Raw genomic sequence first — 22,591 nt, forward strand, 5'->3', positions numbered from 1 at the left:
ATCTGCGTTGAATGCACACCATACTTTGAGGAAATCTCATTAATCGTTAAATCGCCTTTTATCGCGTCCAAAGCAACCTTGGCTTTAAATTCTGCTGTATAGCTTTTATTCTTCTTAGCTGGCATTTTTACCTCCTAACTTGGCACACAGTTTAACATTTTTGAGACGCTTTTTGTGTCTCTAACTGTGGTCCAAAATATGGGGAGTATTATATTGAGCTAAAGCTCAACGGGTGAGGGGGAAATTAAAACCCAGCCTATTGCAACTTCAAACCACTAGCTTCAGCTGCTTGATAGATTACCTCAGTACCTAGCTTTTGACTGATTTGATCAAAAACGCTCAATGGTTTAGTGAAGTTAACCACTTTCATATCATTAAATTTCTCGCGTTGTAAGCTATCAACTGACGCAAATCCATCAATCAAGCCATATTTCTTAGCTTGCACACCTGAAAAAGGCATACCTGAGAATATCTTATCTTCTTGCTTTTTATCAAGACGGTCGCCTCGTCCTGTTTTAACTGCATCGATAAATACTTGATGTGTCTCAGTCAGCATCGCTTCCATTTCTGATACTTGCGAGGCACTTTGCGGCTCAAATGGATCCAAGAACCCTTTGTCTTTACCTGCGGTGTATAATCTGCGTTCAACACCGATTTTCTTTAATAAATCAACAAAACCAAAGCCACCCGCTCTGACACCAATCGAGCCAGTAATTGTCATTTTATTGGCATAAATATCTTTAGCACCTGACGCAATATAATAGCCACCTGACGCACAAATATCGACACACACTGCATATAATGGCGTCTTAGAATATTTATTTTGCAAATAACGCATATGCTCATAAATATCATCAGATTGCACTGGTGAGCCGCCGGGGCTATTGATCCGTACAATCACCGCTTTGGTGTTTTTATTTTTAAAGGCTGCATCCAAACTATTATTGATGCGTGTGGCATTGGCATTGCTATCATCAGCAATTACACCATCAATCTTAACTAAAGCAATATGGTTTTCATTCTTCACCGGTTTACTGCTAAAGCCTTTAATCAAAAGTCCAATAATGATAATGGCAACGACTAACCAACAAAAGCGCCAGAATATACGCCAGCGACGTGCACGACGTTGCTCAAGAATGTAGGCATCCGCAATACGCTGTAAATGTTCAGACATAGTATTTCCTTATTTGTTTAAAGAGAGATAAAACAACCATGGGTTTAATGGTAGATGATTTGATAGAAAAATACAGCTTAGTTTACGCTTTCTCAGTAATAACTGTTTTAATCGCAAGCTCTTGTAACTGCTCATTTGAAACCTCAGCAGGCGCCTCGGTCATCAAGCAACTCGCTGTTTGTGTCTTAGGAAAAGCAATCACATCACGAATATTCGTTGTATGAGTGATTAACATCGTTAAACGATCTAAGCCAAAGGCAATACCACCATGAATTGGTGCGCCATACTGTAAAGCATCTAGCAAGAAGCTAAATTTCTCTTTGGCTTCTTCTTCATTAATCCCTAATAGCTCAAACACTGTTTGCTGCATTTGTTGATCATGGATACGGATAGAACCACCACCAACTTCATAGCCATTGATCACCATATCATAAGCGCGAGATAACGCCTTTTCAGGATGTGATTTAAGCTCATCGACATTATCCACTTTTGGCGCAGTAAACGGATGATGTAATGCATAAAGCCTGCCATCCGCCTCTTCAAACATAGGGAAATCAACGACCCATAATGGTGCCCATGCTTTGGTGTGTAGCTTCAAATCTTCACCAATCTTAACGCGTAGCGCGCCCATTGAATCATTGACAATATTGGCTTTACCCGCACCAAAGAAAATAATATCACCATCTTTGGCTTCTGTGATTTCAAGCACTCTTGTCAATGCTTCATCTGAAAGATTTTTGACAATGGGTGATTGCAAGCCTTCTTTGCCTTTTGCCATCTCATTGACCTTGATATACGCCAAACCTTTAGCACCATAGATCCCGACAAACTTGGTATAATCATCAAGCATTTTGCGTGTTAGCAGAGCATTGCCATTAGCTAAACGCATTGCAATGACACGTGATTTTTCATCATTAGCAGGTGCTGAAAAGACTTTAAACTCTTCATTTTGCATAATGTTTTTAACATCAATGAAGTGCAGCGGAATACGTAAATCAGGTTTATCGGAACCATATTTAGCGATTGCTTCAGCATAGCTAATCACTGGAAATTGTGATGGGAAGTCTGCATCTGCCGTTTGTTTAAATAAACGACGAACCATATCTTCCATCAAGTTCATCAGTGTCTTTTCGTCAATAAATGATGCCTCAATATCAATCTGAGTAAATTCAGGCTGTCTATCTGCACGCAAATCTTCATCACGAAAACATTTAACGATCTGATAATAACGATCAAAACCAGATACCATTAATAGCTGTTTAAACAATTGTGGTGATTGCGGCAACGCATAAAACTTACCATGATGATTCCTACTTGGTACCAAGTAATCACGCGCACCTTCCGGTGTTGCCTTAGTTAAAAACGGCGTTTCAATATCCAAAAATCCATGTTCATTTAAATATTGACGGACAAATTGTGAAATACGAGAGCGTTGGATCAAGCGATTTTGAATTTCAGGTCGTCTTAAATCGATATAACGATATTTCAAACGCACATCTTCGCCAACGTTTTGGTGTTCATCTAGCTGAAAAGGAATAGTCTTCGCACGATTAATAAGCTCTAAACTTTGCCCAATAATTTCAATCTTGCCACTGGCTAGGTTATTATTCTCCTGACCAAGAGGGCGCAATTTCACAAGACCTTTGGCTTTAATAACATATTCATGACGCACATGATCCGCTTGTTCAAAAACCTTCGCATTTTCTGGTTCATAGACCAATTGCACAAGGCCTGTACGATCACGGATATCTAAGAAAATAACGCCCCCATGGTCACGACGACGGTGCACCCACCCACATATTTCAACGGTTTTATCAACCAAAGACTCATTTACTTCTGAACTATAATGACTACGCATTTTTTATCCTTTTACACTTAAATCACAAATACTAAACTTTAAAAGACATATCGACCGATAAGCATATACAAATATGTCACAGATAACAATTATTGAGACTGGGAGTTTTGCAAATTTATGTTTTAACTTATAGCTATGACCATATTCCCGCCTATTTTGATTGCGTAAACGTTGGCTGAGCGTAAGTCGAAGCCTCTGTAAAGTTTAATCTTCCTAAGTTTACCCACTTCGACTGTTGCTCAGTGCACCGCTTCGACTTATGCTCAGGATATGGTGAGCACTTATGGGTAAATATTTAGTCTTAGCCTAATGTATTAAATTAAAAACCGGCATGCTCAAGCAAAAACGCTTCTTCCTTATCGCTCGAGACTCGCCCTAATTGCGCATTGCGATGTGGGTAACGTCCAAAGCGATCAATAATCGCTTTATGCGCTATTTCATACTCCAAACTTTGGCTATTGCCTAACTCAGTATAAAGTGCCAATGCATGTTGATGGACTAGCTTTGACTCACTATGCATATAGGGCAAATATGCAAATGAACGCTCACTATCACTTAGTGTTTGATCCAACTTCAACAGCACCAACTCTTGTGCTAAGACCAAAGCCAATGAATCATAAGCAAAGGCCTCTTTTGTATTTCTAAAAATATTGCGCGAGAATTGATCTAATACAATAATTTCTGCCAAGCGCCCCTGCGCTGTTTCGCGCCATGCAAACAACTCACCACGAGATGCCGCTTTGTGAACCATTAAAAATCGATCTTTAATGGTTTGATCTAATGCATCACTCTTTGCAAACCAGTCTTGTGCAGTTAGCTCTTTAAACCAAAAGTCTACAACCGCTTGATAGTTCATAAAACGCCCCTTGAGTTTGTTAATTTTTAAAAATAATGCGTTGAGTGCTGGATTTGTAACGTTGCTTGCAACACCAGTGCATCCTCATGTGTCTCACCAACGCGATAATAGTTCTTACGCACTGAAATTTCTTCAAAGCCGTATTTTCTATAGATGCTAATTGCAGGGATATTGGTGACTCTCACCTCTAAAAACAACTTCTCAATCTGCTTATAAGACAAATGATTCATCAAATAGGCCAATAGTTTTTGCCCAAACCCTTGATGTTGGTATGATTTCGCTACTGAAAAATTAAGAATTTCGGCCTCATCAAAAATCACTGAGGTAACCGCAAAAGCAATCAGTTGATGATTAAGATCAAATAACCCCCATGTCTCTGTATGCGCAGACAAGATACTATCTTTCATTTGTGATGCTGACCATGGGTATTCAAATACCTCACGCTCAATATCCATCATCTGTGGTAAATGGTTTTCACCTAATGGCAAAATCTGATACTGCATAAAGATTCATCATGGTTTGTTTTTTTACCTCGGCACGATTGAGTTCATTAAACTTAAGCGCATAACACCTATCATGCAAACTTTGATCTAACAAGGTTTTTAAAGTTAAGTTTTCATCATAGAGAATTATCGCACTTGAGGCTATATTTTTTTCTCCTTGCGCTTGATCTTTTTCAATAAAACATACTGAAAATTGTGTAAACATCGCATTTATAAGCGCTTTAACACGGTCGCGTTGTTCCAAGGTGGATATAATCACGCTCAGTTTATTCGCAATAATATGTATCTCATCTGCTAGTGGCTCTTCTTTATGAGCAAGATTATCTTTAGCATACCAACGCGTAATGGCTAGATGCTGTAAAATGGCATTTTGGCGCTCATCTTCGGTCATGCAACTTAGATCCCAATACTCGATAATAGATTACAAATAGAGCGCACGGTATGTGTCAGCTTTGGATGACTTACCTCATACTCAATGATCGCCTGTTCAAGATCACTAAAATCTGCTTCTTTAGGGTCTTGTAGTTTACTCATTTCCACTTTTTGTTTCGTCAAGTTGGCAATTTCAAGCGCTTGTGCTTTTTCGCTCTCAGGCAAAGATTTCAGTTCAATTTGTAACTGATCTAACAACTCGGATAAATGCTCAGTATCGTCAAAGTTTAATTTATCTGATGTTTTAAGAATTTCTTTGATTTTAGCGATTGTATCTTGTGGCATAGCTTGCTCCTAGCGCCTTTTGGTTGACTTTATTCTAGGTGTTCAGCGCCTGTTTGACAATTAACTTACTGGGAATAAATTAATTTTATTTTGACAACGCAAAATACTGTCGTAATTATGAATACTATAACGTTCAACAAGACGCTTGCACACTTCGATTGCTTTAAAAGAGTTGCCATGTTTATCCAAGCGCGGTGAGTAAATCGCAATACCCATCAAATCAGGAACAACAACATAAATCCCACCAGAAACCCCACTTTTAGCAGGCAGTCCAATCGAGAACGCCCACTCACCTGAGTAATCATACATACCACACGAATACATTAATGATAAGCAATTTTTAACAGTCTCTGGTTTAAATATTTCTTCTTTTGTCACGGCACAACTACCGGCATTGGCAAAGCTTGCTGCAATCGTTGCTAACATCTCACTATTAAGCTCAATCGAACATGCCTGAAAATATAAATTAAGCGTACGATGCAAATCGGTATTTTTCGGAAAAGCTTGATGCTCACGCATAAAATAACCCAAAGCATAATTACGATCTGCCGTTTCTTTTTCTGAGTTATATACGGCATTATTGAACGTGATTTTCTGACTATCTGCCAACTTATAAAGCGCTTGCATAATATGATTAAAGCGATCTGCTGGATTGGATTTACGCTTGATCATCGAGCATGACATAATCGCACCTGCATTAATCATCGGATTATGCGGCAAACCTTCATCATTTAATGTTAACTCATTGAAGTTTTTGCCACTTGGCTCACGTCCGATATGCTTATGCACATGATTTAATCCATTTTCTTCTAGTGCCAGTGCGTACAACACAGGCTTCACCATCGATTGCATACAAAAGCGCGACTTAAAATCACCAACGCTAAACTTTCTTCCATCAACCGTGCACACAGAGATGGCAAACTGATCAGGGTCTACTTTCTTAAGCTCAGGAATATAGCTTGCCACTTTGCCTTGTTCATTAGATTGTAAACTTGCATGAATATCACTTAGATAAGCACAGAACTCTTCGAATTTTTCGTCAGAAATCATTATTTTAATTTTATATTTTAGCTATTGAAAATACAGCTTATTCTATACTTATCGCCAAGTATTTTACAGGCTTTATTGCTTTATACTTTGACCATCACGAAAATTAATGTAAGTAATTATTTTCTTTAAGTTTTTTCTTGCTTACTTATCACAGTTCAACTTTCTTAATTTCGTAAACTCTAGCTATCTACCTATAGCTTTTTTATTACAGATATAACCCAGTCAGGATTATACTTCCCCGTACACTGATCACTTTCAGAAAACATATCCCATAAAAATGCACATAGATATTTAACCTCATCATATCCTTTAAATTTAAATATTCTGTTAACTCTAAGAATTTCATGATTTAAATATTGCAGCCTAATCTGTGCGCCGCAATTATGACTTTTAATTCTCAAAAGATAATAAACAAATGACTCATATAAAGTTAACATTTCAGTAAGTATCACATCTCTCCGGTATAGGTCATCTTCTAAAGTATTCATTACATCATGCCACCGCTTTTTTGTACTTGAAGTTTTTTCACTAAAAAAATATTCGAATTTTATTTCTCCTTTTTTCAACTGCTTTTTAACCTCAAAATGCACCTTGCTAATCCAAAGCAACTCACTTAGAATCCTATCTTTAAACTCAAGATATACTACAATCATTTGCTTTTTTAATGCGTGCTTTTCAAGAATTCCTGGCAAGAATATAACCATTAACCAAAAGATAAAACTTACCAAATATCCCGATGATAAACTTGCAACAATATGGTTATTAGCATAAAAATAAAGGCTGATTATGGCAGTTATTGCAATAAACATTAAAACCACTAAATGCTTATGTCTTTTTATCTTAACCACTACTCCATTTATATTCATTTACTGCATCCTTTTCTAATAACTTCATAGGTGTAGCCTATAGCTAGTATAGTATTATAAATTTGTATAATTAATCCCTATTTCAAATTCATTCATGGTATTCCCATTATAATTCTTCTGGGTCGGTCTACATAATTTTGGTGATGGTAATAAACTGCCGCTTAATGCCTGATCGCGATAGTAAAAAATGTTACAAGCATAAAGTGCAGCCATTGATTCTAATAACCTAAAAAGATTAGCATTTTGATAGTTGGTATGTCGACGATGCTTAATTTGATTATTTACATCCCACCATGATGGTGTTTTTTTGTCAAAATCATACTCTTGATTTATCACTTGCCAAGGAGTTAGCGACTCAATCGAAAACCTTGGGATTTTAACAACAAACTCACTTATTCCTGCACAATATTTTTGTAAAAATTTAATATGCTCATGTATATTTTTGCACTTTTGACTATGACGTTTTTCAAGAAGCTTTAATAAAGTCTCAACCTCACCCACAAAAGATGTAATCAATCGTAAAATTTCAATTGAATATGTCTGATAATTATCAGAACATATTTCAACATACTTTGCCAAATAATCAACATCAGCCTCTAGCACAAGAAAATAATTCCAGTAATGTAACTCATTTGCTGTGGTTAAAATTCCCATAAGACAACACCTTAGACCAAACTATTAATACAGATTATAGCAAGTAAGTCTAAAATGTACCCGAAAAACATTTTAGCTTGAGAATTTATTGTATTTCAGGATAATGCTTATATGTTCATCCCTAAATGCAATCAATCATTGAAATCTAACACCTATTTATCCACAAGCAAATATCCGTTATTGCGCCTATTAAGCTATATGCACGGTTATCGCAAAGATTATCTTTTAGCACTCTTATACTCAACGCTCAACAAACTTTTTGACATCTTCCCTGAAATCCTCTTAGGCGTAGCTGTTAATATGGTTGTATCACGCCAAGATTCATGGATTGCACAATTAACTGGGGTACATTCATTATTCTCACAGCTATTAATTTTAGGTCTACTTACCTTTTTTATCTGGGCATTTGAGTCATATTTTCAGTATTTATATAGTCTGAAATGGCGTAATCTTGCACAAAATGTTGAACATAAACTGCGTACTGACGTCTATGGACATATTCAAAAAGCCAATGTCCAACAAATTGAAGCGACCTCAACAGGGCAAATGATCGCAACGATTAATGATGATATCAATCAAATGGAGAGATTTTTAGAAGATGGCGTTAATCAAATTGTACAAATTGTCGTTTCTACTGTCTTTATTGGAATCGTATTTTTGTTTGCCTCTCCTTTGATTACATTGCTTGCGATTGTGCCTATTCCATGCATTATTGTTGGTGCATTTTATTTCCAGCATCGTTTAGCACCTAGATTTTTAGAGGTACGTCAAAAGGCCGCTGAAATCAGTGGTGATCTGCAGCGTAATCTACTTAATCTCTTAACCATCAAAAGCTATACCACTGAAGAATATGAAGCACAACGCATCGAAAAAGCCAGTGCCAATTATCAAATGGCTAATCGCAAAACCATCCAAATTAGTTCGATGGTGACACCGGTTATTCGTATGTTTGTCTTAACTGGCTTTTTATTTACACTGCTGATTGGTGGCTACCAAACGTTTCATGGACAAATGAATGTCGGTGTTTTTAGCATGTTGATTTTCTTATCACAACGCCTGCTCTGGCCTTTCAATAATCTTGCTGTCGTTACAGTTGACTATCAACGTGTTATGGCATCGACAACCCGAGTTCTTAATTTACTAACTTGGCCGACTGAAGACCTAAATAATACATCAGCATTAAAAACAATAAAAGATCACCAAAATATCATTTTCGATCACGTTACTTTTGGTTATCAAAATGATACGCCTATTTATCAAGATTTAAATCTATCTATCAAAGCACAACAAACCACTGCATTTGTTGGCGAATCAGGCTCAGGAAAAAGCACATTGATTAAGCTGATGTGCCAATTTTATGAACCGCAATCTGGCGCTTTAAACTATGGTAGTCATAACATTCAAAGCTTTGATTTATCATCATGGCGTCAACAGATTGCTTTAGTTAGTCAGGATAGCTTCCTATTTGATGGCACGATCAAAGAAAACATTGCCTATGGCTCTTTTAATACTGATGATGAGGCGATTACGCATGCAGCTAAAGTTGCAGGGCTACATGAATTTGTTATGCAGTTACCTCACGGGTATGATACGGATGTTGGGCAACGCGGTTTATTATTATCTGGCGGTCAGAAGCAACGCATTTGTATTGCTCGAGCAGTTTTAAAAGATGCACCGATTTTAATTCTAGATGAGGCAACTTCTGCAGTAGATAATGAAACCGAGCTTGCTATACAGCGCGCTTTAAACAAGATTTCTAAATCAAAAACAACCATTATTATTGCGCACCGACTATCAACGATTCGCCATGCCGATATCATTCATGTAATGGATCAAGGACAGATTATTGAAAGCGGCACACATCAAGAACTAATAAAGCTCAAAGGAAAATATGCGCAACTTTGGGATATCCAGACAGGGAATATGTATTGATAGAACTCGCTGAGAAATCAAATACTACACAACAAGTTATTTCTCGTCTTGAAAGCGGCTCTGATACAAGGCTACCCTCTTTTAACCTGCTCTCAAAAATAGCTCATGCACTAGGGAAAAAGCTAACCATTCGATTTAGCTGAAATCTGCCAACAATGGTGAATTGTTGGTCTTCTGAGAAAGTCGCGTGACAAACATTTATCATCAATATTTTGGCAGTCATACTTTGCCTGCAACCCTTCATCAAATTTAAACTTGCGATAGTTATTAGAGAAATACAGCACGCCTTTTCTTGTTAAAAGTCGCATAGCCAAATCGATTAATTCAACATGATCACGCTGCACATCGAGCACATTTTGCATACGCTTAGAGTTAGAAAATGTCGGAGGATCTAAGAAGATTACATCAAATTGTTTACGCGCTTTAACGGCTTCTTTAAGCCACGTAAAGCAATCCGCCTGGATAAATACATGCTGATCAATATTTAATTTATTCAAATGGAAATTGCGTTTTCCCCAGTCTAGATAGGTCTTTGACATATCAACACTAACCACTTGAGCCCCCATCAATGCCGCATGCACACTTGCTGAGCATGTATACGAAAACAGGTTTAATAACGTTTTGCCTTGCGCGGCTTTTGCCACAATTTGGCGCATTTTACGGTGATCTAAAAAAAGACCAGTATCTAAATAATCATCAAAATTCACATAAAACAACGCATCATGTTCTTTAACCACATGAAACTTATCGGTTATTGCCTGCCTTTGATATTGACTATCACCCTTTTGTCGTTGACGTGTTTTGATATGAATATGCTCATATTTAACGGCTAATACTTCAGCAATATGATAAACCGCTTGCAATAGACGCTTTTGTGCAAGCTTTTCATCAACTGTTTTACCCATCTGATACTCTTGTACATGCACATGGGTATTATAAAGATCAATTGCCACCGCGTATTCAGGCAAGTTCGCATCATAAATACGATAACACTCAAGTCCTTGCTGCTGAGCCCATTTTTGGATTTGTTGATAATTCTTTAATAACCGATTTTTAAATGCTAAATGTCCATCATCTTGCAAAACTGCATTCTTGGCTTGACGCGTTAATTTCTGTGTCGCAGATTCATGCTGCATCACCCACTGGTCAGACACTTCAAATTGATAAAGCATCGTCTCAAGCGCACCATTGAAGAACTTATTGACTTTCATCGCTCTTAAGCCAAGTGCTCTCACCGGTTCACTTGCCGCACTGAATATCGATACCTTCCAACCACTGAAATCACGTATTAATGCCTTGCCAAATCCGCTAAATAATCCACGCAACTTTTCAGCTCTACCATGATACAAACGCTCACCATAGGGCGGATTAGTCAAGATAAACCCCGTTTTTTCATGTGCATCATTACTTAAGTCTCTGACATCCTGCACAAAGACCTCAATCGCACCAGTAAGATCGGCACTGTCTATATTTTGTCGTGCTTTATCCAATACACGCATATCATCGTCATAGCCAATTAAGGTTATATTGCTCTTCTCTTTGCCCATATTTTTGCGCATTAACGCTTCTGACTTTAGTGCCTGCCATGCAGCATGGTCAAAATCACGCCAATGCATAAAACAAAACGTATCACGCGTAAGATTGGGCGCAATATCATATGCCATCATCGCCGCCTCAATTAAGATCGTCCCTGAACCACACATTGGATCAATAAAGTTAACTTGATCTTTTTTAAGTTCATCTAACCAGCCACTTTTAACAAGTAGTGCGGCTGCTAAAGTTTCTTTCAATGGTGCCTCACCTTGTGCTAAGCGATAACCTCGTCGATGCAAGCTTTGTCCTGTCAATGACAAATAAATAAATGCCATACCTTTTTGCAAATGGATATTAATGACAATATCTGGATGCTCTAAATCAACGTTTGGGCGCTCATCCATCTGATCACGAAAATAATCAACCACCGCATCCTTTGCTTTTTGTGCCGCAAATTGAGTGTTATTAAACACTTGATGTTTACCAGAAAGCTCAATTTTAATTGATTGTTTAACATCAAAGAAACTCGCCCAAGGTAACCCATAGAGCTCATTATAAAAAGCATCGGCACTGTCAAACTTAGCGACATGTAATTTGCGATGCACTTGATTGGCAAGACGTGACCATAAACACACCTTATAAGCAGTGACAAGATCCGCTTCAAACTCAACACCGGCAAGCTTCTCGCGCGCTTCATCAACGCCTAGCGCTAACAGCTCATCTTTTAGTAACAACTCAATGCCCTTAGCACAGCTTGCAAAAAAGCTTAATAATTTGGTTTGCTCTACATTCTCAGTAGTAAGTGAAATATCCATTAGAAATAATCGCTAAAAATTCAATCTGGCGATTATACCACTATATAAATTATTTTGCGGTGTTTAATTACGAAGCATTTTCATTAAATCAATGCCTAGAGCCCAAGTCCTCATCTTCTTTATCTCCTTCTATTAAGTGTGTTAACTCATCACATAGTACTAGCTGATCACCTTTAAACTCAAACATTGCAATAACTTTTGCTTTAATGATCATGCCATTGTCTTTTTTAGCCACAGGATAGTGCACACTACATACTTTATTACCATCTTCAATTAAGTGCTCAAAACAGATTTTAACTTGATTCACTGTTGATTTGAGTGATTTGATATGAGCAACAAAATCATCAAACTTCAGTACTTTGCCATCAACATACTGCGTGTAATCAGGGTGAAAGTATTTATGAATCTCTGCTTCATCAAAACCATCTTTTTCAAATATAGCCTTGAATATCCGTACTAATAGTTCTTTCTTACCTAGACAATACGCTTGTCTTTTTTGAGTGTTTTTTTTGCTATTCATTACAATCTCCTTTAATGCTGATTTACCTTTCTTAACTAACTGGAGTTACTAAGGCATTATCGCCATATAACAAAGATTGATTTATACGCATAGAGACCATATTTTGCTTTTATCGGACATCACTGGTGGGATATATCAAAAAATCTATAGCAGATCATTTCTTGTTATAAAACTACTTTTCCAATATTATCTAAAAGATTCTAACCAAATATCAAGGGAGAGGGTATGGAGAAGAAACTAAATCAGCCGGGGCTATTCTCGGCAATTGCCATTAGTATTGGCACAATGATGGGTAGTGGTTGGCTGTTTGCCTCATACTATGCGTCAAAAGCTGCAGGTGGCGCTTCAATTTTGTCATGGATCATCGGCGCACTTGCCGTACTGATCATGGCATTATTACTAGCAGAAATCGCCATAAAATATCCAGTCAATGGCCTTTTCACACGATTAATCAGTATTTCACATAATCCACACTTTGGCTTTGTTACCGGCATATCAAACTGGCTTCTAGGTTTGATCGTCATTCCATCTGAAGCCATGGCAACTACGCAGTATGTCGCATCTATCTACAAACCGATAACGCCATATATATTTGCTAACGGCTCATTAACCTTAGCTGGTGTTGGTGTAGTTGGTGTGTTTATGTTGATTTACACACTGATCAATTACTGGGGTATTCATTTTTTTGCAAAAATTAACAACTCCATTACGACACTCAAGATTATTATCCCAATCGTCACTGCTGTCCTTATGCTGCTTGCTGCATTTCATAGCAGTAACTTCACCGCAGAAAATGCCAGTTTTATTCCTTTTGGCAATAGCAGTATATTTGGTGCGATTGTTAGTTGCGGTATTTTCTATTCATTCTTTGGATTCCAAACGGCAGTGAGCTTTACCGCGGAGCTTAAAAATCCTAAACGCAATGTGCCAATAGCGTTAATCAGTAGTGTATTAATCGTGCTTGGTATCTATTTACTCTTACAAATTGCCTTTATCGGTGCACTACCACCACACATGCTTGATAATGGCTGGGCAGGACTTAATTTTGAATCACCATTAGCGCAATTAACAGGTCTTATTGGATTAAATGTCTTGGCCGTTGTTCTATATGCTGATGCATTCATTAGTCCCTCAGGCACAGGGATTATTTATACTGGTGCGAGTACCCGTATGCTCAATGAGATGGGCAAGCATGGTCAAGTACCCAAAGTATTTGGCAAGATCAATGAACAAATTGGCATGTCGCGTATTTGCTTGATTTTTACTTTTATTTGCTCATTGGTATTGATTATATTCTTCAGAAATTGGCAGCTTATTGCTTCGTTAACCACTACGTTTATTTTGATTTCATGTATTGCATTACCCATTGCTTACAGTAAACTCAAAGGCAACAAAAATGAGCCCTTAACAATAAGCTACTTACCATTTCCACAAGCATTTTCATTTGCCATCTTTTTATTCTTAAGCTACTTATTAATGATTTCAGGCATTATCAATTTAGCAGTGGCATTGATCCTACATTTGGCCTTTTTTGTCATGTATGCTGGCATGAAAATGAAAACACACGACAACAAGCTCATCAAGGAGATGATTATTGGCTCATGGGGAATTTTCTTATTTCTGGTATTTGAACTAGTTGCTGCTATTATTTACAAGCACTTTGGAGATCACACTGCATTTTATATTATCTTTCTTATGTTAAGCGCACTGTTTTATTTTGTGCTTATTGCGCAGAAATCAGAAACCAATTAATAAATACTTACAAACAACTACACAACAATACATAAATTATTTACATAAATGTTTTATGATATTGAAATATGACCTGTTTTTGCATTATGCCATAGCATAGCTTCTGTATGGGAGACGGTTGCTTGCTGTGAAGGTCATCGCGTCATATGATGCATTTTTTTAAACAAACACTTGGGGGAGAAATTTTTATGGCTGTTAATACAGATAATATAAAATCACCTGCTTTATTTTCTGCTATCGCCATTGGCGTTGGTTGTATTATTGGCAGTGGCTGGCTTTTCGCATCTTATAATGCGGCAAAAGCCGTGGGTTCAATGGCCTTTCTATCGTGGATTATTGGTGCAATCTTAGCATTGATCTTAGCGTTGTTATTAGCTGAAACGGCAACAATGTTTAAAGAACGCGCCTTTTTCGCACGCATTCTCACACTATCGCATAAGAATACTGACTATGGCTTCGTTGTTGCTATTTCAAATCTGATGGGACTGATTTTGGTTATCCCATCTGAGGCCTCAGCAACCATTCAATATCTTAGTGGTATCTATCCAAGCCTTATGGTAGGTAAAAACTTATCATTAACGGGAGAGTTATATGTTGTGCTTTTGATTGTTGTATATGGCCTGATAAATTTTTGGGGGCTACAGATCCTGTCTAAAGTAAATAACATGATTACGTTATTTAAGCTTATTGTACCACTTGCAACAGGCATAATTATTATTGCTTATGCTGGATGGCACGGTGAATTTCATGCTGCGAACTTTTCATTAAGCGGCTTTCATCAATCTATGGGGGGTATGATTGATGGCGCAATTGCCACTGTAGTTACCGGTGGTATTTTCTACTCTTTTTATGGATTTGGACTTATCGCGGTATTTGGTGCTGAGCTTAAAAACCCTAAACGTAATATTCCCCTAGCATTAGTTGGTTGTGTCCTTATTTGCCTTGTTGTCTATCTTATTTTACAATTTGCTTTTATCGGTGCGATGCCAACTAAATACCTTGAACATGGTTGGCAAAATTTACCCGTCTTTTCCTCACCGCTGGCACAACTGCTTGGTTTAATTGGTGTTAATGTGGCAATGATTTGGGTACTCTATGCGGATTCAGCGATCAGTCCATCAGGCACAGGAGCGCTTTATATGGGCTCAAGCTCACGTATGATCACTGGCATGTCACAAGATGGTCAACTACCTTCATTTTTTGATCGTATTATTGCCAAATATAATCTATCAAGACGTTCATTAATTACCGTTTTTATCATTGGCGTCATTATGGTATTTTTCTCTAAAAACTGGCAAAACATCATGATTATGGTCACCGTGTTTCAGTTGATTTCATGCATTGCGATTCCTGTGGCATTGGCGCGTTTACGAAAATCAGAGCCTCAAGCTGAACGCGCATTTAAAGTACCTTTTGGTTTATCATTGAGCTATGTGATCTTTCTAGTTGTATCATATCTGATGATACAAGCTTCGATGAAAGCCGTACTTTTGGCACTTATCGCGCATATTATCTTATTTGTAGTCTACTCCTTAAGCTACCATAAAAATAACATAAGCAGAGTCTGGAAATCACTTTGCTCTTCTTGGTCGATTTTCTTTTATTTAGCGATTAGTGTGCCATTTAGTCACTTAGTGGATATCAAATCATTTGGTCACTCCTACGCTCTAGTTGCATTCATAATTGCTTATACTCTGGCTTATATAGCCATGGTGAACCAAAGAAATTATCAGTAATATTTGCAATGCATAGACAACTGATCATCAGATCACTACACTTAAGTGTACCTACTGTATAGCTACAAACGATTTATTTATGCGCAAAAATATTATATCTATTATCACCGGATTTGCCGTTGTTATGACGGGCATAGGTTATGCTGATGCAAACTTTGATAAGGCAATGACCTATGCCACGGTTAACAGTGTTGTTGCAACGAGCTCGGCAATTGCTTTACAAAAGGCCGGCTTTCAAACAAAAACCTATAATACCCAATACGGTCTAGTGACTACCATTGATGACAATCAAGGTGACATATCTCAAAAGAATCAAAATGAACCGAATGCATGGCAAACACAGCAAGAAATCTCTCAACAACGCCAAGATTTTATGAGTCAATAAATGCGTTTTAGTGCTTTTGCTCACGTACAAAACATAAGGTCAATAATGCTAAGATAATACTTGCAGGCAAGATACTAAAGGCAACCTCATAGCTTGACACGCTATAGTTTGCACCCAAGACATCCGGTTGCAAATGATCTAAAATCATGCCAACAAGTCCTTCAAAAGTGCCGCCAAATATTGGCTCTCCGGTATTGATCAATGCCACAGCTGTTGCCATTACCCACAAGGGATTCACCTTACGTCCGACAACAAAGACTAACATAAATGAGCTTGTTACAATGCCATAGACAAGGCAGGCAATAACTAACAAGGTTGTATTTAGATGCAAATACAAAATAGCCAGCAAAGACACAAAACCAATGAGTGTGCAGCAAAACATAATCGGCACACAGCGGATCTTAACCGATAGTTTCCCCATAATTGGTGCACCAATCCCCATTCCGATAAAAATACATGAAATAAAATAACTGGCTTGTGTTGTCGTTAATGCATATTTCTGGACAAAAAAACTATTACCCCACAACCCACCAAAGGCATCAATCGTGGTAAAGATCAATCCAGAATACGCCATAAGCAACCAGTTATTGCGTGAACTGATAACCTTTTTGATCATCTTTAAAATATTCTTTTGTTCATTTTGCGCCGTTTGCTCCTCCGCTAAATTAGCATGCCCCTCTTCTGGGTCATCACGCACAATAAGCCAATAAACAATGGCAAAAACCACGCCAATAATGGCACAGTAATACAAACCTTCTTGCCAACCAACGCTATTAAATAAAGCAGATAAGGGCGCCTGCCCAACAACCGCACCAGTCATTGCTGCAGTTAACAATAAACTACTGGCAACAGAAAAACCTTTTTCATCAAACCAAGTTGCAGCTGCTTTCATATAACTGACTGTGGCAAACGCAACACCTAGCCCCATCATCAAGCGCCCAATAAAGGCAAAAGCAATATGATTAGATGCTGCAAATAGTAAGATGCCAAACGCACTGATAAGCAATGATACCGTACTAACATTACGACAACCAAAACGATCAAGAAGCAATCCAGCAAACGGCTGAACAAACAGCACACAATACAGAAAAACCGCCGATAAAAAACCCATTTGTGCCGAGTTAATACCAAAATGCAGTTTGATATCACCGGCAATCAGACTTGGAAAGACCAATGCAATATATTTATAAAATAGTAAAAATGAACTAAGAACAATAACAATCCAAGCATAGCCTTTGATATTTTTGATTGACATGTGTTTTTCTATTTCTTCTTTTTTGAGCATAAGCCGTTATATTAACAGCCATTTTTTAGCAAAAGAAGTATATTTTTGTGTTGAGATATCTCTCTTTTTAGAAGGTTATAGTCTAAGATTACAATAGGATGATGAAAAACTAAGGTAATGAGTATTCTATGAAGAAAATAATATCAATATTGAGTTTAGCTTTGTGTGCAAGCTCAGTAAGTAGTTATGCTTATGAAACACTGTCTTATGGTTTTGTTGATGTCAATGGAGGCTATGCCAATAGCCCAAGCTCGCTTGATTGGAATCAATTCTCACTACCCAATCATACAACAGCCAATAACGGCGAAAGCTCCAACGCCTTTAGCGCGAGTATGCTTGCAGGTCTTGGTGCTGATCTAGGTTATCATCTATCATTAGAAACCATGCTTGGCATTGGCTTTACCAGCGCCCTATATGACAGTACTGCCACAACCACTAATACATTGACATCAGCAACCGCACATGGCAGTTTTAAGATTGAGCGCTCACTGTATGTGCCGATATTACTTGGTTTAAAATATCAGCCTTTTAATCGTTTAAGCTTTTCAGCTGCAGGAGGAGCCGCCTTTTTAAATCAAACGTACAAAGCCAATTTAAGTGGTTTTAGCACACCAATTGCTAGTGATGGGACACTCTCTGGCTTTCAACCTGCTATGCGCTTAGCAATGGATGTTCAATTAACGAGAAGCTTAAGCCTATCGGCAAGTTACTTACGGACATTTGGTAATGCGACAATTGATAATGACAATTCCAAACCATTACCTATCCAAACATTTAGTCTTGGCTTACGCTATCAGTTCCCAATGGGTGAGGCACTTGCTAAGCAACGTATTTACGGCACACCATCAGATTAGTTAATACCTTTGTCACTTATCTCCTTATACTCCTTGTCCTTTGTACCATGTCATTTAGCACCACAAACTTACCCATTGTTTAAATCAACTTAACTTATGTCAACATTTCCAGATATTGTTAAGCTGAACTGTTTCATATAAAGTTCTGAACAAATCATATTCAGGATATCATTATGAAAACGTATAAAATCGCCATACTGCTAAGCTATCTATCCATCGCCTCTGTATCTGCAGTAATACTTACACCTGCATTACCGCAAATTGGCAAATTTTACTCACTTGACACTTCCAGTCTCTCATGGTTTGTTGGGATTTTTCTATTTGGCTATGTTTTTGGTCAGCTGATTTATGCCCCACTTGCCAATCGTTTTGGTAGACTTAAAGCCATTCGCTTTGGTTTTGCCATCAACTTAATTGGCTTGGTTATATGCTATATTGCGGTAACCAACATACTCCATAGCTATAGCTTGTTACTTTTAGCTCGGGTTATTACCGCACTTGGTTCTTCTGCGGGGTTGGCGTGTACTTTCACGTTAATCAATGAGCTTTTGAATGAAGCGCAAGCAAAGAAAGCAATCTCTTACTCCATGCTGTCTTTTATGCTCGGTATTGGTATTGCTGTCACTCTCGGTGGTGTTGTTACGCAATACTTACAGTGGCAAGATCTATTTTTTATCTTGCTTATTCATGGTGCACTCGCCTATTTGTCAACATTCTTGTTCCATGAAACACTGCAAGAAAAACACTCATTACATCCGATAGCAATTGCCCAAAGATACACACATGCATTAAAGAGTCATCGCTTACGTCACTATGCTTTGATTATTGGTTTATGCTCAACAGTATCCTATGGCTACGCGGCAGCGGCACCAATGATCGCGCAGCACATATTGCATTTAACACCTAGCGAATATGGCTACTGGAATCTAATCGCATTAGCGGGCACATTGATCAGTGGCTTAACTGCACCACGCATACTGCATCGGTTTGATGCTAATAAGCTTATTATGGTTGCCATTGCTATTGTTTTTATTGGCGCAATATCGCTTTATCTTAGCGTAGTACTTAATACTGGAGCATTAGTGTTCTTTCTTATTTGTGCAGTATTGTATTACTTCAGCGGATTATTATTTCCAAGTGCAACACTCTTTGCTTCATCAGCGATTAATGATAAAGCATCTGTCTCATCAATGATGAGTTTTATGAATATGGGTTCAGCAATGCTTGCAGTCATTATTATGGGTTATTTACCTGGAAACAGTGCACTACAATTTAGTCTGATACTTATTGCATTTATCGCTATTAATATAATTTCAGGGATTTTTCTAAAAAGAGATAATCAATCTTGATGGTGGGTCGTGCAGGATTCGAACCTGCGACCAATTGGTTAAAAGCCAACTGCTCTACCAACTGAGCTAACGACCCGATGAGGAGCTATTATAGCGAGTCAACCCCTTATTGCAAGGGCTTTTTTTAATTAATTCTAGCGTTTCTTATATATACTCTTTTCATGATCAAAAATAAGTTTTTTGAGACATAAAAAAACCTGCAATTGCAGGTTTTGATAGTATCAGTAATAAAAGTTGTAGATTAAGCTTCTGCTACTTCTTCAACTTCTACTTGTGGACGATCAACTAGCTCAATAAATGCCATAGGCGCTTTATCACCAAAGCGGAAACCACACTTAAGTACGCGGGTATAACCACCTGGACGAGCTTCATAACGCGGTCCGATTTCTTCAAATAGCTTCTTAACTGCTTCTTTATTACGTAGGTAATTAAAAGCTTGACGTCTTAAAGCAACTACTTGACCTTTGAACTCATTATTATCATGATCAGTTGTTGATTTGCGCAGCTCAACTTCACGCTTTGCAAGCGTAATTAAAGGCTCAATAAAGCCTCTTAACTCTTTTGCTTTAGGCAAAGTTGTTTTGATCAGTTCATGCTTTAACAATGAAGCTGACATGTTTCTAAACATCGCTTTGCGATGGCTGCTTGTTCTATTAAACTTACGACCACTCTTACGATGACGCATAGTAATTTCCTTCTAGTTAAAATTATATATTACTTACTAAGCTGCTCTGGCGGCCAGTTGTCAATTCTGACACCTAAAGAAAGGCCTCTTTCAGCTAAAACAGCTTTTATTTCATTCAAAGACTTACGCCCCAAATTTGGAATGCGCATTAAGTCTGATTCAGGGAATTGTACCAAATCGCCCAGATAACGAATATTCTGAGCTTTTAGACAGTTCGCTGATCTTACCGTTAATTCTAAGTCTTCAACAGGTCTAAGCAATAAAGGATCGATTTCAGGGGCATCTTGTGCAGACTTACGACCTAATGGTGCTTTTAAATCCACAAAAACAGCGATCTGCTCATAAAAATAAGTCATCGCTAATTCGATTGCCTCCTCAGGCTTAATCGTACCTTTAGTACGCATATAAATTTCTAATTTCTCGCTATTATCATCTAAAGCTGAAACGGTAAAAGAAACATCTAAAACAGGATTATAAGCCGCATCCAATGGAATATAGCCAACCAACAATTCTTCAACTGCTGCTTGTGTATAAACTGTAGATGGTACAAATCCACGACCCTTAGTCACTTTAAGCGACATATTAAGCTTACCACCTTCATTAAGGTTAGCAATCACATAATTCGGATCTGATACTTTGACATTACCGCTGACTTCAAGATCTTTCGCTAACAACTTTGAAGGACCTGCTTTGGTGATTGTCAAATATGCTTCTTCTGTTTCATCTTGTAAACTAATAGCCAGCTTTTTTAGATTAAGCAGAATTTCTACAACATCTTCTTGTATACCTTCAACAGTGCAATATTCATGTAAAGCGCCTTCAATTTGCGCTTCTGTTACTGCAGAGCCAGGTATAGAAGATAATAAAATTCTTCTGAGAGCATTTCCCATTACATGACCAAAACCAACAGCTAATGGCTCAACAATCACCTTAAAGTGGTTATGTTTAACCTCAGTAACACTGCCAATTTGTGGTTTGTAAGCTTCAGTTGGACAAGTATGCATTAACTGCTCTCCGTTTATTTATTATTTAGAGTACAATTCAACAATCAACTGCTCATTGATATCAGCAGATAATTCAGCACGCTCTGGCTTAGACTTGAAAGCACCTTCAAGCTTGGCTTCATCTACTTCAATCCAAGATAAAGTGCCGCGTTGCTTAGAAAGCTCTAATGCACTTTGAATACGCAATTGCTTCTTCGATTTTTCACGAACAGCAACAACGTCACCTGCTTGTAAAGCATATGAAGGGATATTACATGCTTTGCCATTAACCAAAATGCCTTTGTGTGTCACTAACTGACGTGCTTCTGCACGTGTTGAACCAAAGCCCATACGGAAAACAACATTATCCAAGCGACCTTCTAAAAGCTCAAGAAGGTTTGCACCTGTGTTGCCTTTACGTCTTGCTGCTTCAACATAATAACGCTTAAATTGATTCTCAAGTACGCCATAAATACGACGAACTTTTTGCTTTTCACGCAATTGTAAACCGTAATCAGATAGGCGCGCTCTTTTTGCACCGTGTTGACCAGGCTGCGTGTTAATCTTACATTTTTCTTCGATTGATCTTACACCGCTTTTTAGCTGAAGATCAGTACCTTCTCTACGAGAAAGCTTACACTTAGGTCCTAAGTATCTAGCCATTTTACTTACCTTAAAATCTTATACACGACGTTTTTTCGGAGGACGGCAACCGTTATGCGGTAACGGTGTTACATCCGTAATGCTCGTCACTTTGAAGCCTTTTGCATTTAAAGCGCGTACCGCAGATTCTCGCCCAGGTCCTGGACCTTTCACAAGAACGTCTACGTTTTTCACGCCATATTCAAGCGCAACATCGCCTGCTCTTTCAGCGGCAACCTGTGCTGCAAAAGGTGTACTCTTACGAGAACCTCTAAAACCACTACCACCAGAAGTCGCCCAAGACAACGCATTACCTTGACGATCCGTAATAGTGATAATCGTGTTGTTAAAAGAAGCGTGGATATGCGCAATCGCATCCGGTACGCTCTTCTTGATTTTCTTCTTAGGCTTTACAGCTTTTGCCATAAGTTTGATTCCTATT

General features: G+C 38.0%; 24 protein-coding genes and 1 tRNA gene. 7 read left to right on the forward strand and 18 right to left on the reverse strand.

The genetic code is table 11. The features are described 5' to 3' along the window. The 10 genes from IE867_RS10745 to IE867_RS10790 all read right to left on the reverse strand — a co-directional run. Positions 1-125 (reverse strand): transposase (locus IE867_RS10745; protein WP_192483753.1); only part of this gene is annotated, 125 nt, incomplete at its 3' end. Positions 126-256: 131 nt separating this feature from the next. Then, a complete protein-coding gene (locus tag IE867_RS10750; protein ID WP_192484732.1) occupies positions 257-1,174 on the reverse strand; it encodes a S49 family peptidase in 918 nt (305 codons plus the stop codon). A gap of 82 nt (positions 1,175-1,256) precedes the next feature. Next, positions 1,257-3,032, reverse strand: coding sequence for an aspartate--tRNA ligase (gene aspS / locus IE867_RS10755; RefSeq protein WP_192484733.1), 1,776 nt, complete (start codon positions 3,030-3,032; stop codon positions 1,257-1,259). Positions 3,033-3,351: 319 nt separating this feature from the next. Then, positions 3,352-3,888: a DUF924 family protein gene (locus tag IE867_RS10760; protein ID WP_192484734.1), complete on the reverse strand. Its 537-nt coding sequence runs from the start codon at positions 3,886-3,888 to the stop codon at positions 3,352-3,354. Positions 3,889-3,914: 26 nt separating this feature from the next. Further along, entirely contained in the window at positions 3,915-4,391 is a 477-nt protein-coding gene (gene rimI, locus IE867_RS10765; RefSeq protein WP_192484735.1) for a ribosomal protein S18-alanine N-acetyltransferase, read from the reverse strand. Then, entirely contained in the window at positions 4,363-4,782 is a 420-nt protein-coding gene (locus IE867_RS10770; protein ID WP_192484736.1) for a hypothetical protein, read from the reverse strand. The genes rimI and IE867_RS10770 overlap by 29 nt, the downstream gene beginning before the upstream one ends. A gap of 5 nt (positions 4,783-4,787) precedes the next feature. Then, positions 4,788-5,108 (reverse strand): DUF4404 family protein, encoded by a 321-nt coding sequence (locus IE867_RS10775; protein WP_192484737.1) that lies wholly within the window; start codon positions 5,106-5,108, stop codon positions 4,788-4,790. A gap of 60 nt (positions 5,109-5,168) precedes the next feature. Next, positions 5,169-6,158 carry a glutaminase A gene (glsA, locus tag IE867_RS10780; RefSeq protein WP_192484738.1) on the reverse strand — a complete coding sequence of 330 codons (990 nt, stop codon included), beginning with the start codon at positions 6,156-6,158 and terminating at the stop codon, positions 5,169-5,171. 191 nt (positions 6,159-6,349) lie between these two features. Beyond that, complete coding sequence (locus IE867_RS10785; RefSeq protein WP_192484739.1) at positions 6,350-7,024, reverse strand: hypothetical protein; 675 nt, start codon at positions 7,022-7,024, stop codon at positions 6,350-6,352. A gap of 54 nt (positions 7,025-7,078) precedes the next feature. Beyond that, positions 7,079-7,678, reverse strand: a complete 600-nt coding sequence (locus IE867_RS10790) for a hypothetical protein (RefSeq protein ID WP_192484740.1) — start codon at positions 7,676-7,678, stop codon at positions 7,079-7,081. A 111-nt stretch (positions 7,679-7,789) separates the two neighbouring features. Here IE867_RS10790 and IE867_RS10795 point away from each other — a divergent pair, with 111 nt between their 5' ends. Together IE867_RS10795 and IE867_RS15000 are read left to right on the forward strand one after the other, a co-directional pair. After that, positions 7,790-9,610: an ABC transporter ATP-binding protein gene (locus tag IE867_RS10795; RefSeq protein WP_192484741.1), complete on the forward strand. Its 1,821-nt coding sequence runs from the start codon at positions 7,790-7,792 to the stop codon at positions 9,608-9,610. After that, positions 9,607-9,753, forward strand: coding sequence for a helix-turn-helix domain-containing protein (locus tag IE867_RS15000; protein ID WP_203249903.1), 147 nt, complete (start codon positions 9,607-9,609; stop codon positions 9,751-9,753). The genes IE867_RS10795 and IE867_RS15000 overlap by 4 nt, the downstream gene beginning before the upstream one ends. Here IE867_RS15000 and rlmKL read toward each other — a convergent pair. Both rlmKL and IE867_RS10810 read right to left on the reverse strand, forming a co-directional pair. Beyond that, a complete protein-coding gene (gene rlmKL, locus IE867_RS10805) occupies positions 9,733-11,958 on the reverse strand; it encodes a bifunctional 23S rRNA (guanine(2069)-N(7))-methyltransferase RlmK/23S rRNA (guanine(2445)-N(2))-methyltransferase RlmL (protein WP_192484742.1) in 2,226 nt (741 codons plus the stop codon). The two genes, IE867_RS15000 and rlmKL, sit on opposite strands and share 21 nt — an antisense overlap. 88 nt (positions 11,959-12,046) lie before the next feature. Continuing rightward, entirely contained in the window at positions 12,047-12,478 is a 432-nt protein-coding gene (locus IE867_RS10810) for a nuclear transport factor 2 family protein (protein ID WP_192484743.1), read from the reverse strand. A gap of 225 nt (positions 12,479-12,703) precedes the next feature. Here IE867_RS10810 and IE867_RS10815 point away from each other — a divergent pair, with 225 nt between their 5' ends. From IE867_RS10815 to IE867_RS10825, 3 genes are all read left to right on the forward strand, one after another. After that, positions 12,704-14,230, forward strand: coding sequence for an APC family permease (locus IE867_RS10815; RefSeq protein ID WP_192484744.1), 1,527 nt, complete (start codon positions 12,704-12,706; stop codon positions 14,228-14,230). Positions 14,231-14,418: 188 nt separating this feature from the next. Then, positions 14,419-15,966, forward strand: a complete 1,548-nt coding sequence (locus tag IE867_RS10820; protein WP_192484745.1) for an APC family permease — start codon at positions 14,419-14,421, stop codon at positions 15,964-15,966. Between the two features lie 79 nt (positions 15,967-16,045). Further along, positions 16,046-16,351 (forward strand): hypothetical protein, encoded by a 306-nt coding sequence (locus IE867_RS10825; protein ID WP_192484746.1) that lies wholly within the window; start codon positions 16,046-16,048, stop codon positions 16,349-16,351. A 7-nt stretch (positions 16,352-16,358) separates the two neighbouring features. Here the strand turns inward: IE867_RS10825 and IE867_RS10830 are convergent, their stop codons facing one another. Further along, entirely contained in the window at positions 16,359-17,606 is a 1,248-nt protein-coding gene (locus IE867_RS10830; protein ID WP_192484747.1) for an MFS transporter, read from the reverse strand. 158 nt (positions 17,607-17,764) lie between these two features. Here IE867_RS10830 and IE867_RS10835 point away from each other — a divergent pair, with 158 nt between their 5' ends. Together IE867_RS10835 and IE867_RS10840 are read left to right on the forward strand one after the other, a co-directional pair. Beyond that, positions 17,765-18,490 carry an outer membrane beta-barrel protein gene (locus tag IE867_RS10835; RefSeq protein WP_192484748.1) on the forward strand — a complete coding sequence of 242 codons (726 nt, stop codon included), beginning with the start codon at positions 17,765-17,767 and terminating at the stop codon, positions 18,488-18,490. Between the two features lie 173 nt (positions 18,491-18,663). Beyond that, on the forward strand, positions 18,664-19,839 hold the full coding sequence (locus IE867_RS10840; protein WP_192484749.1) for an MFS transporter: 1,176 nt from the start codon (positions 18,664-18,666) through the stop codon (positions 19,837-19,839). Here the strand turns inward: IE867_RS10840 and IE867_RS10845 are convergent. The 5 genes from IE867_RS10845 to rpsK all read right to left on the reverse strand — a co-directional run bounded on the left by IE867_RS10845 (position 19,840) and on the right by rpsK (position 22,575). Continuing rightward, positions 19,840-19,915, reverse strand: a tRNA-Lys gene (locus tag IE867_RS10845). A 165-nt stretch (positions 19,916-20,080) separates the two neighbouring features. Next, a complete protein-coding gene (gene rplQ / locus IE867_RS10850; protein WP_192484750.1) occupies positions 20,081-20,524 on the reverse strand; it encodes a 50S ribosomal protein L17 in 444 nt (147 codons plus the stop codon). Positions 20,525-20,553: 29 nt separating this feature from the next. After that, a complete protein-coding gene (locus tag IE867_RS10855) occupies positions 20,554-21,528 on the reverse strand; it encodes a DNA-directed RNA polymerase subunit alpha (RefSeq protein ID WP_192484751.1) in 975 nt (324 codons plus the stop codon). Positions 21,529-21,549: 21 nt separating this feature from the next. Beyond that, complete coding sequence (gene rpsD, locus IE867_RS10860) at positions 21,550-22,170, reverse strand: 30S ribosomal protein S4 (protein ID WP_192484752.1); 621 nt, start codon at positions 22,168-22,170, stop codon at positions 21,550-21,552. An 18-nt stretch (positions 22,171-22,188) separates the two neighbouring features. After that, positions 22,189-22,575 carry a 30S ribosomal protein S11 gene (gene rpsK, locus IE867_RS10865; protein ID WP_117001392.1) on the reverse strand — a complete coding sequence of 129 codons (387 nt, stop codon included), beginning with the start codon at positions 22,573-22,575 and terminating at the stop codon, positions 22,189-22,191. Positions 22,576-22,591 lie beyond the last annotated feature (16 nt).

This window comes from Cysteiniphilum marinum, assembly GCF_014857925.1.
Classification (GTDB): domain Bacteria; phylum Pseudomonadota; class Gammaproteobacteria; order Francisellales; family Francisellaceae; genus Caedibacter; species Caedibacter marinus.

Bases quoted from the DNA above. Each gene is read 5' to 3' on its own strand.
- rplQ (WP_192484750.1), bottom strand. From the start codon at position 20,524: ATGCGTCATCGTAAGAGTGGTCGTAAGTTTAATAGAACAAGCAGCCAT.
- IE867_RS10750 (WP_192484732.1), bottom strand. From the start codon at position 1,174: ATGTCTGAACATTTACAGCGTATTGCGGATGCCTACATTCTTGAGCAA.
- IE867_RS10810 (WP_192484743.1), bottom strand. From the start codon at position 12,478: ATGAATAGCAAAAAAAACACTCAAAAAAGACAAGCGTATTGTCTAGGT.
- IE867_RS10770 (WP_192484736.1), bottom strand. From the start codon at position 4,782: ATGACCGAAGATGAGCGCCAAAATGCCATTTTACAGCATCTAGCCATT.
- rimI (WP_192484735.1), bottom strand. From the start codon at position 4,391: ATGCAGTATCAGATTTTGCCATTAGGTGAAAACCATTTACCACAGATG.
- rlmKL (WP_192484742.1), bottom strand. From the start codon at position 11,958: ATGGATATTTCACTTACTACTGAGAATGTAGAGCAAACCAAATTATTA.
- IE867_RS10790 (WP_192484740.1), bottom strand. From the start codon at position 7,678: ATGGGAATTTTAACCACAGCAAATGAGTTACATTACTGGAATTATTTT.
- IE867_RS10820 (WP_192484745.1), top strand. From the start codon at position 14,419: ATGGCTGTTAATACAGATAATATAAAATCACCTGCTTTATTTTCTGCT.
- IE867_RS10835 (WP_192484748.1), top strand. From the start codon at position 17,765: ATGAAGAAAATAATATCAATATTGAGTTTAGCTTTGTGTGCAAGCTCA.
- IE867_RS10775 (WP_192484737.1), bottom strand. From the start codon at position 5,108: ATGCCACAAGATACAATCGCTAAAATCAAAGAAATTCTTAAAACATCA.
- IE867_RS10855 (WP_192484751.1), bottom strand. From the start codon at position 21,528: ATGCATACTTGTCCAACTGAAGCTTACAAACCACAAATTGGCAGTGTT.
- IE867_RS10815 (WP_192484744.1), top strand. From the start codon at position 12,704: ATGGAGAAGAAACTAAATCAGCCGGGGCTATTCTCGGCAATTGCCATT.
- IE867_RS10795 (WP_192484741.1), top strand. From the start codon at position 7,790: ATGTTCATCCCTAAATGCAATCAATCATTGAAATCTAACACCTATTTA.
- IE867_RS10825 (WP_192484746.1), top strand. From the start codon at position 16,046: ATGCGCAAAAATATTATATCTATTATCACCGGATTTGCCGTTGTTATG.
- IE867_RS10840 (WP_192484749.1), top strand. From the start codon at position 18,664: ATGAAAACGTATAAAATCGCCATACTGCTAAGCTATCTATCCATCGCC.
- IE867_RS10830 (WP_192484747.1), bottom strand. From the start codon at position 17,606: ATGTCAATCAAAAATATCAAAGGCTATGCTTGGATTGTTATTGTTCTT.
- rpsK (WP_117001392.1), bottom strand. From the start codon at position 22,575: ATGGCAAAAGCTGTAAAGCCTAAGAAGAAAATCAAGAAGAGCGTACCG.
- rpsD (WP_192484752.1), bottom strand. From the start codon at position 22,170: ATGGCTAGATACTTAGGACCTAAGTGTAAGCTTTCTCGTAGAGAAGGT.
- IE867_RS10785 (WP_192484739.1), bottom strand. From the start codon at position 7,024: ATGAATATAAATGGAGTAGTGGTTAAGATAAAAAGACATAAGCATTTA.
- glsA (WP_192484738.1), bottom strand. From the start codon at position 6,158: ATGATTTCTGACGAAAAATTCGAAGAGTTCTGTGCTTATCTAAGTGAT.
- aspS (WP_192484733.1), bottom strand. From the start codon at position 3,032: ATGCGTAGTCATTATAGTTCAGAAGTAAATGAGTCTTTGGTTGATAAA.
- IE867_RS10760 (WP_192484734.1), bottom strand. From the start codon at position 3,888: ATGAACTATCAAGCGGTTGTAGACTTTTGGTTTAAAGAGCTAACTGCA.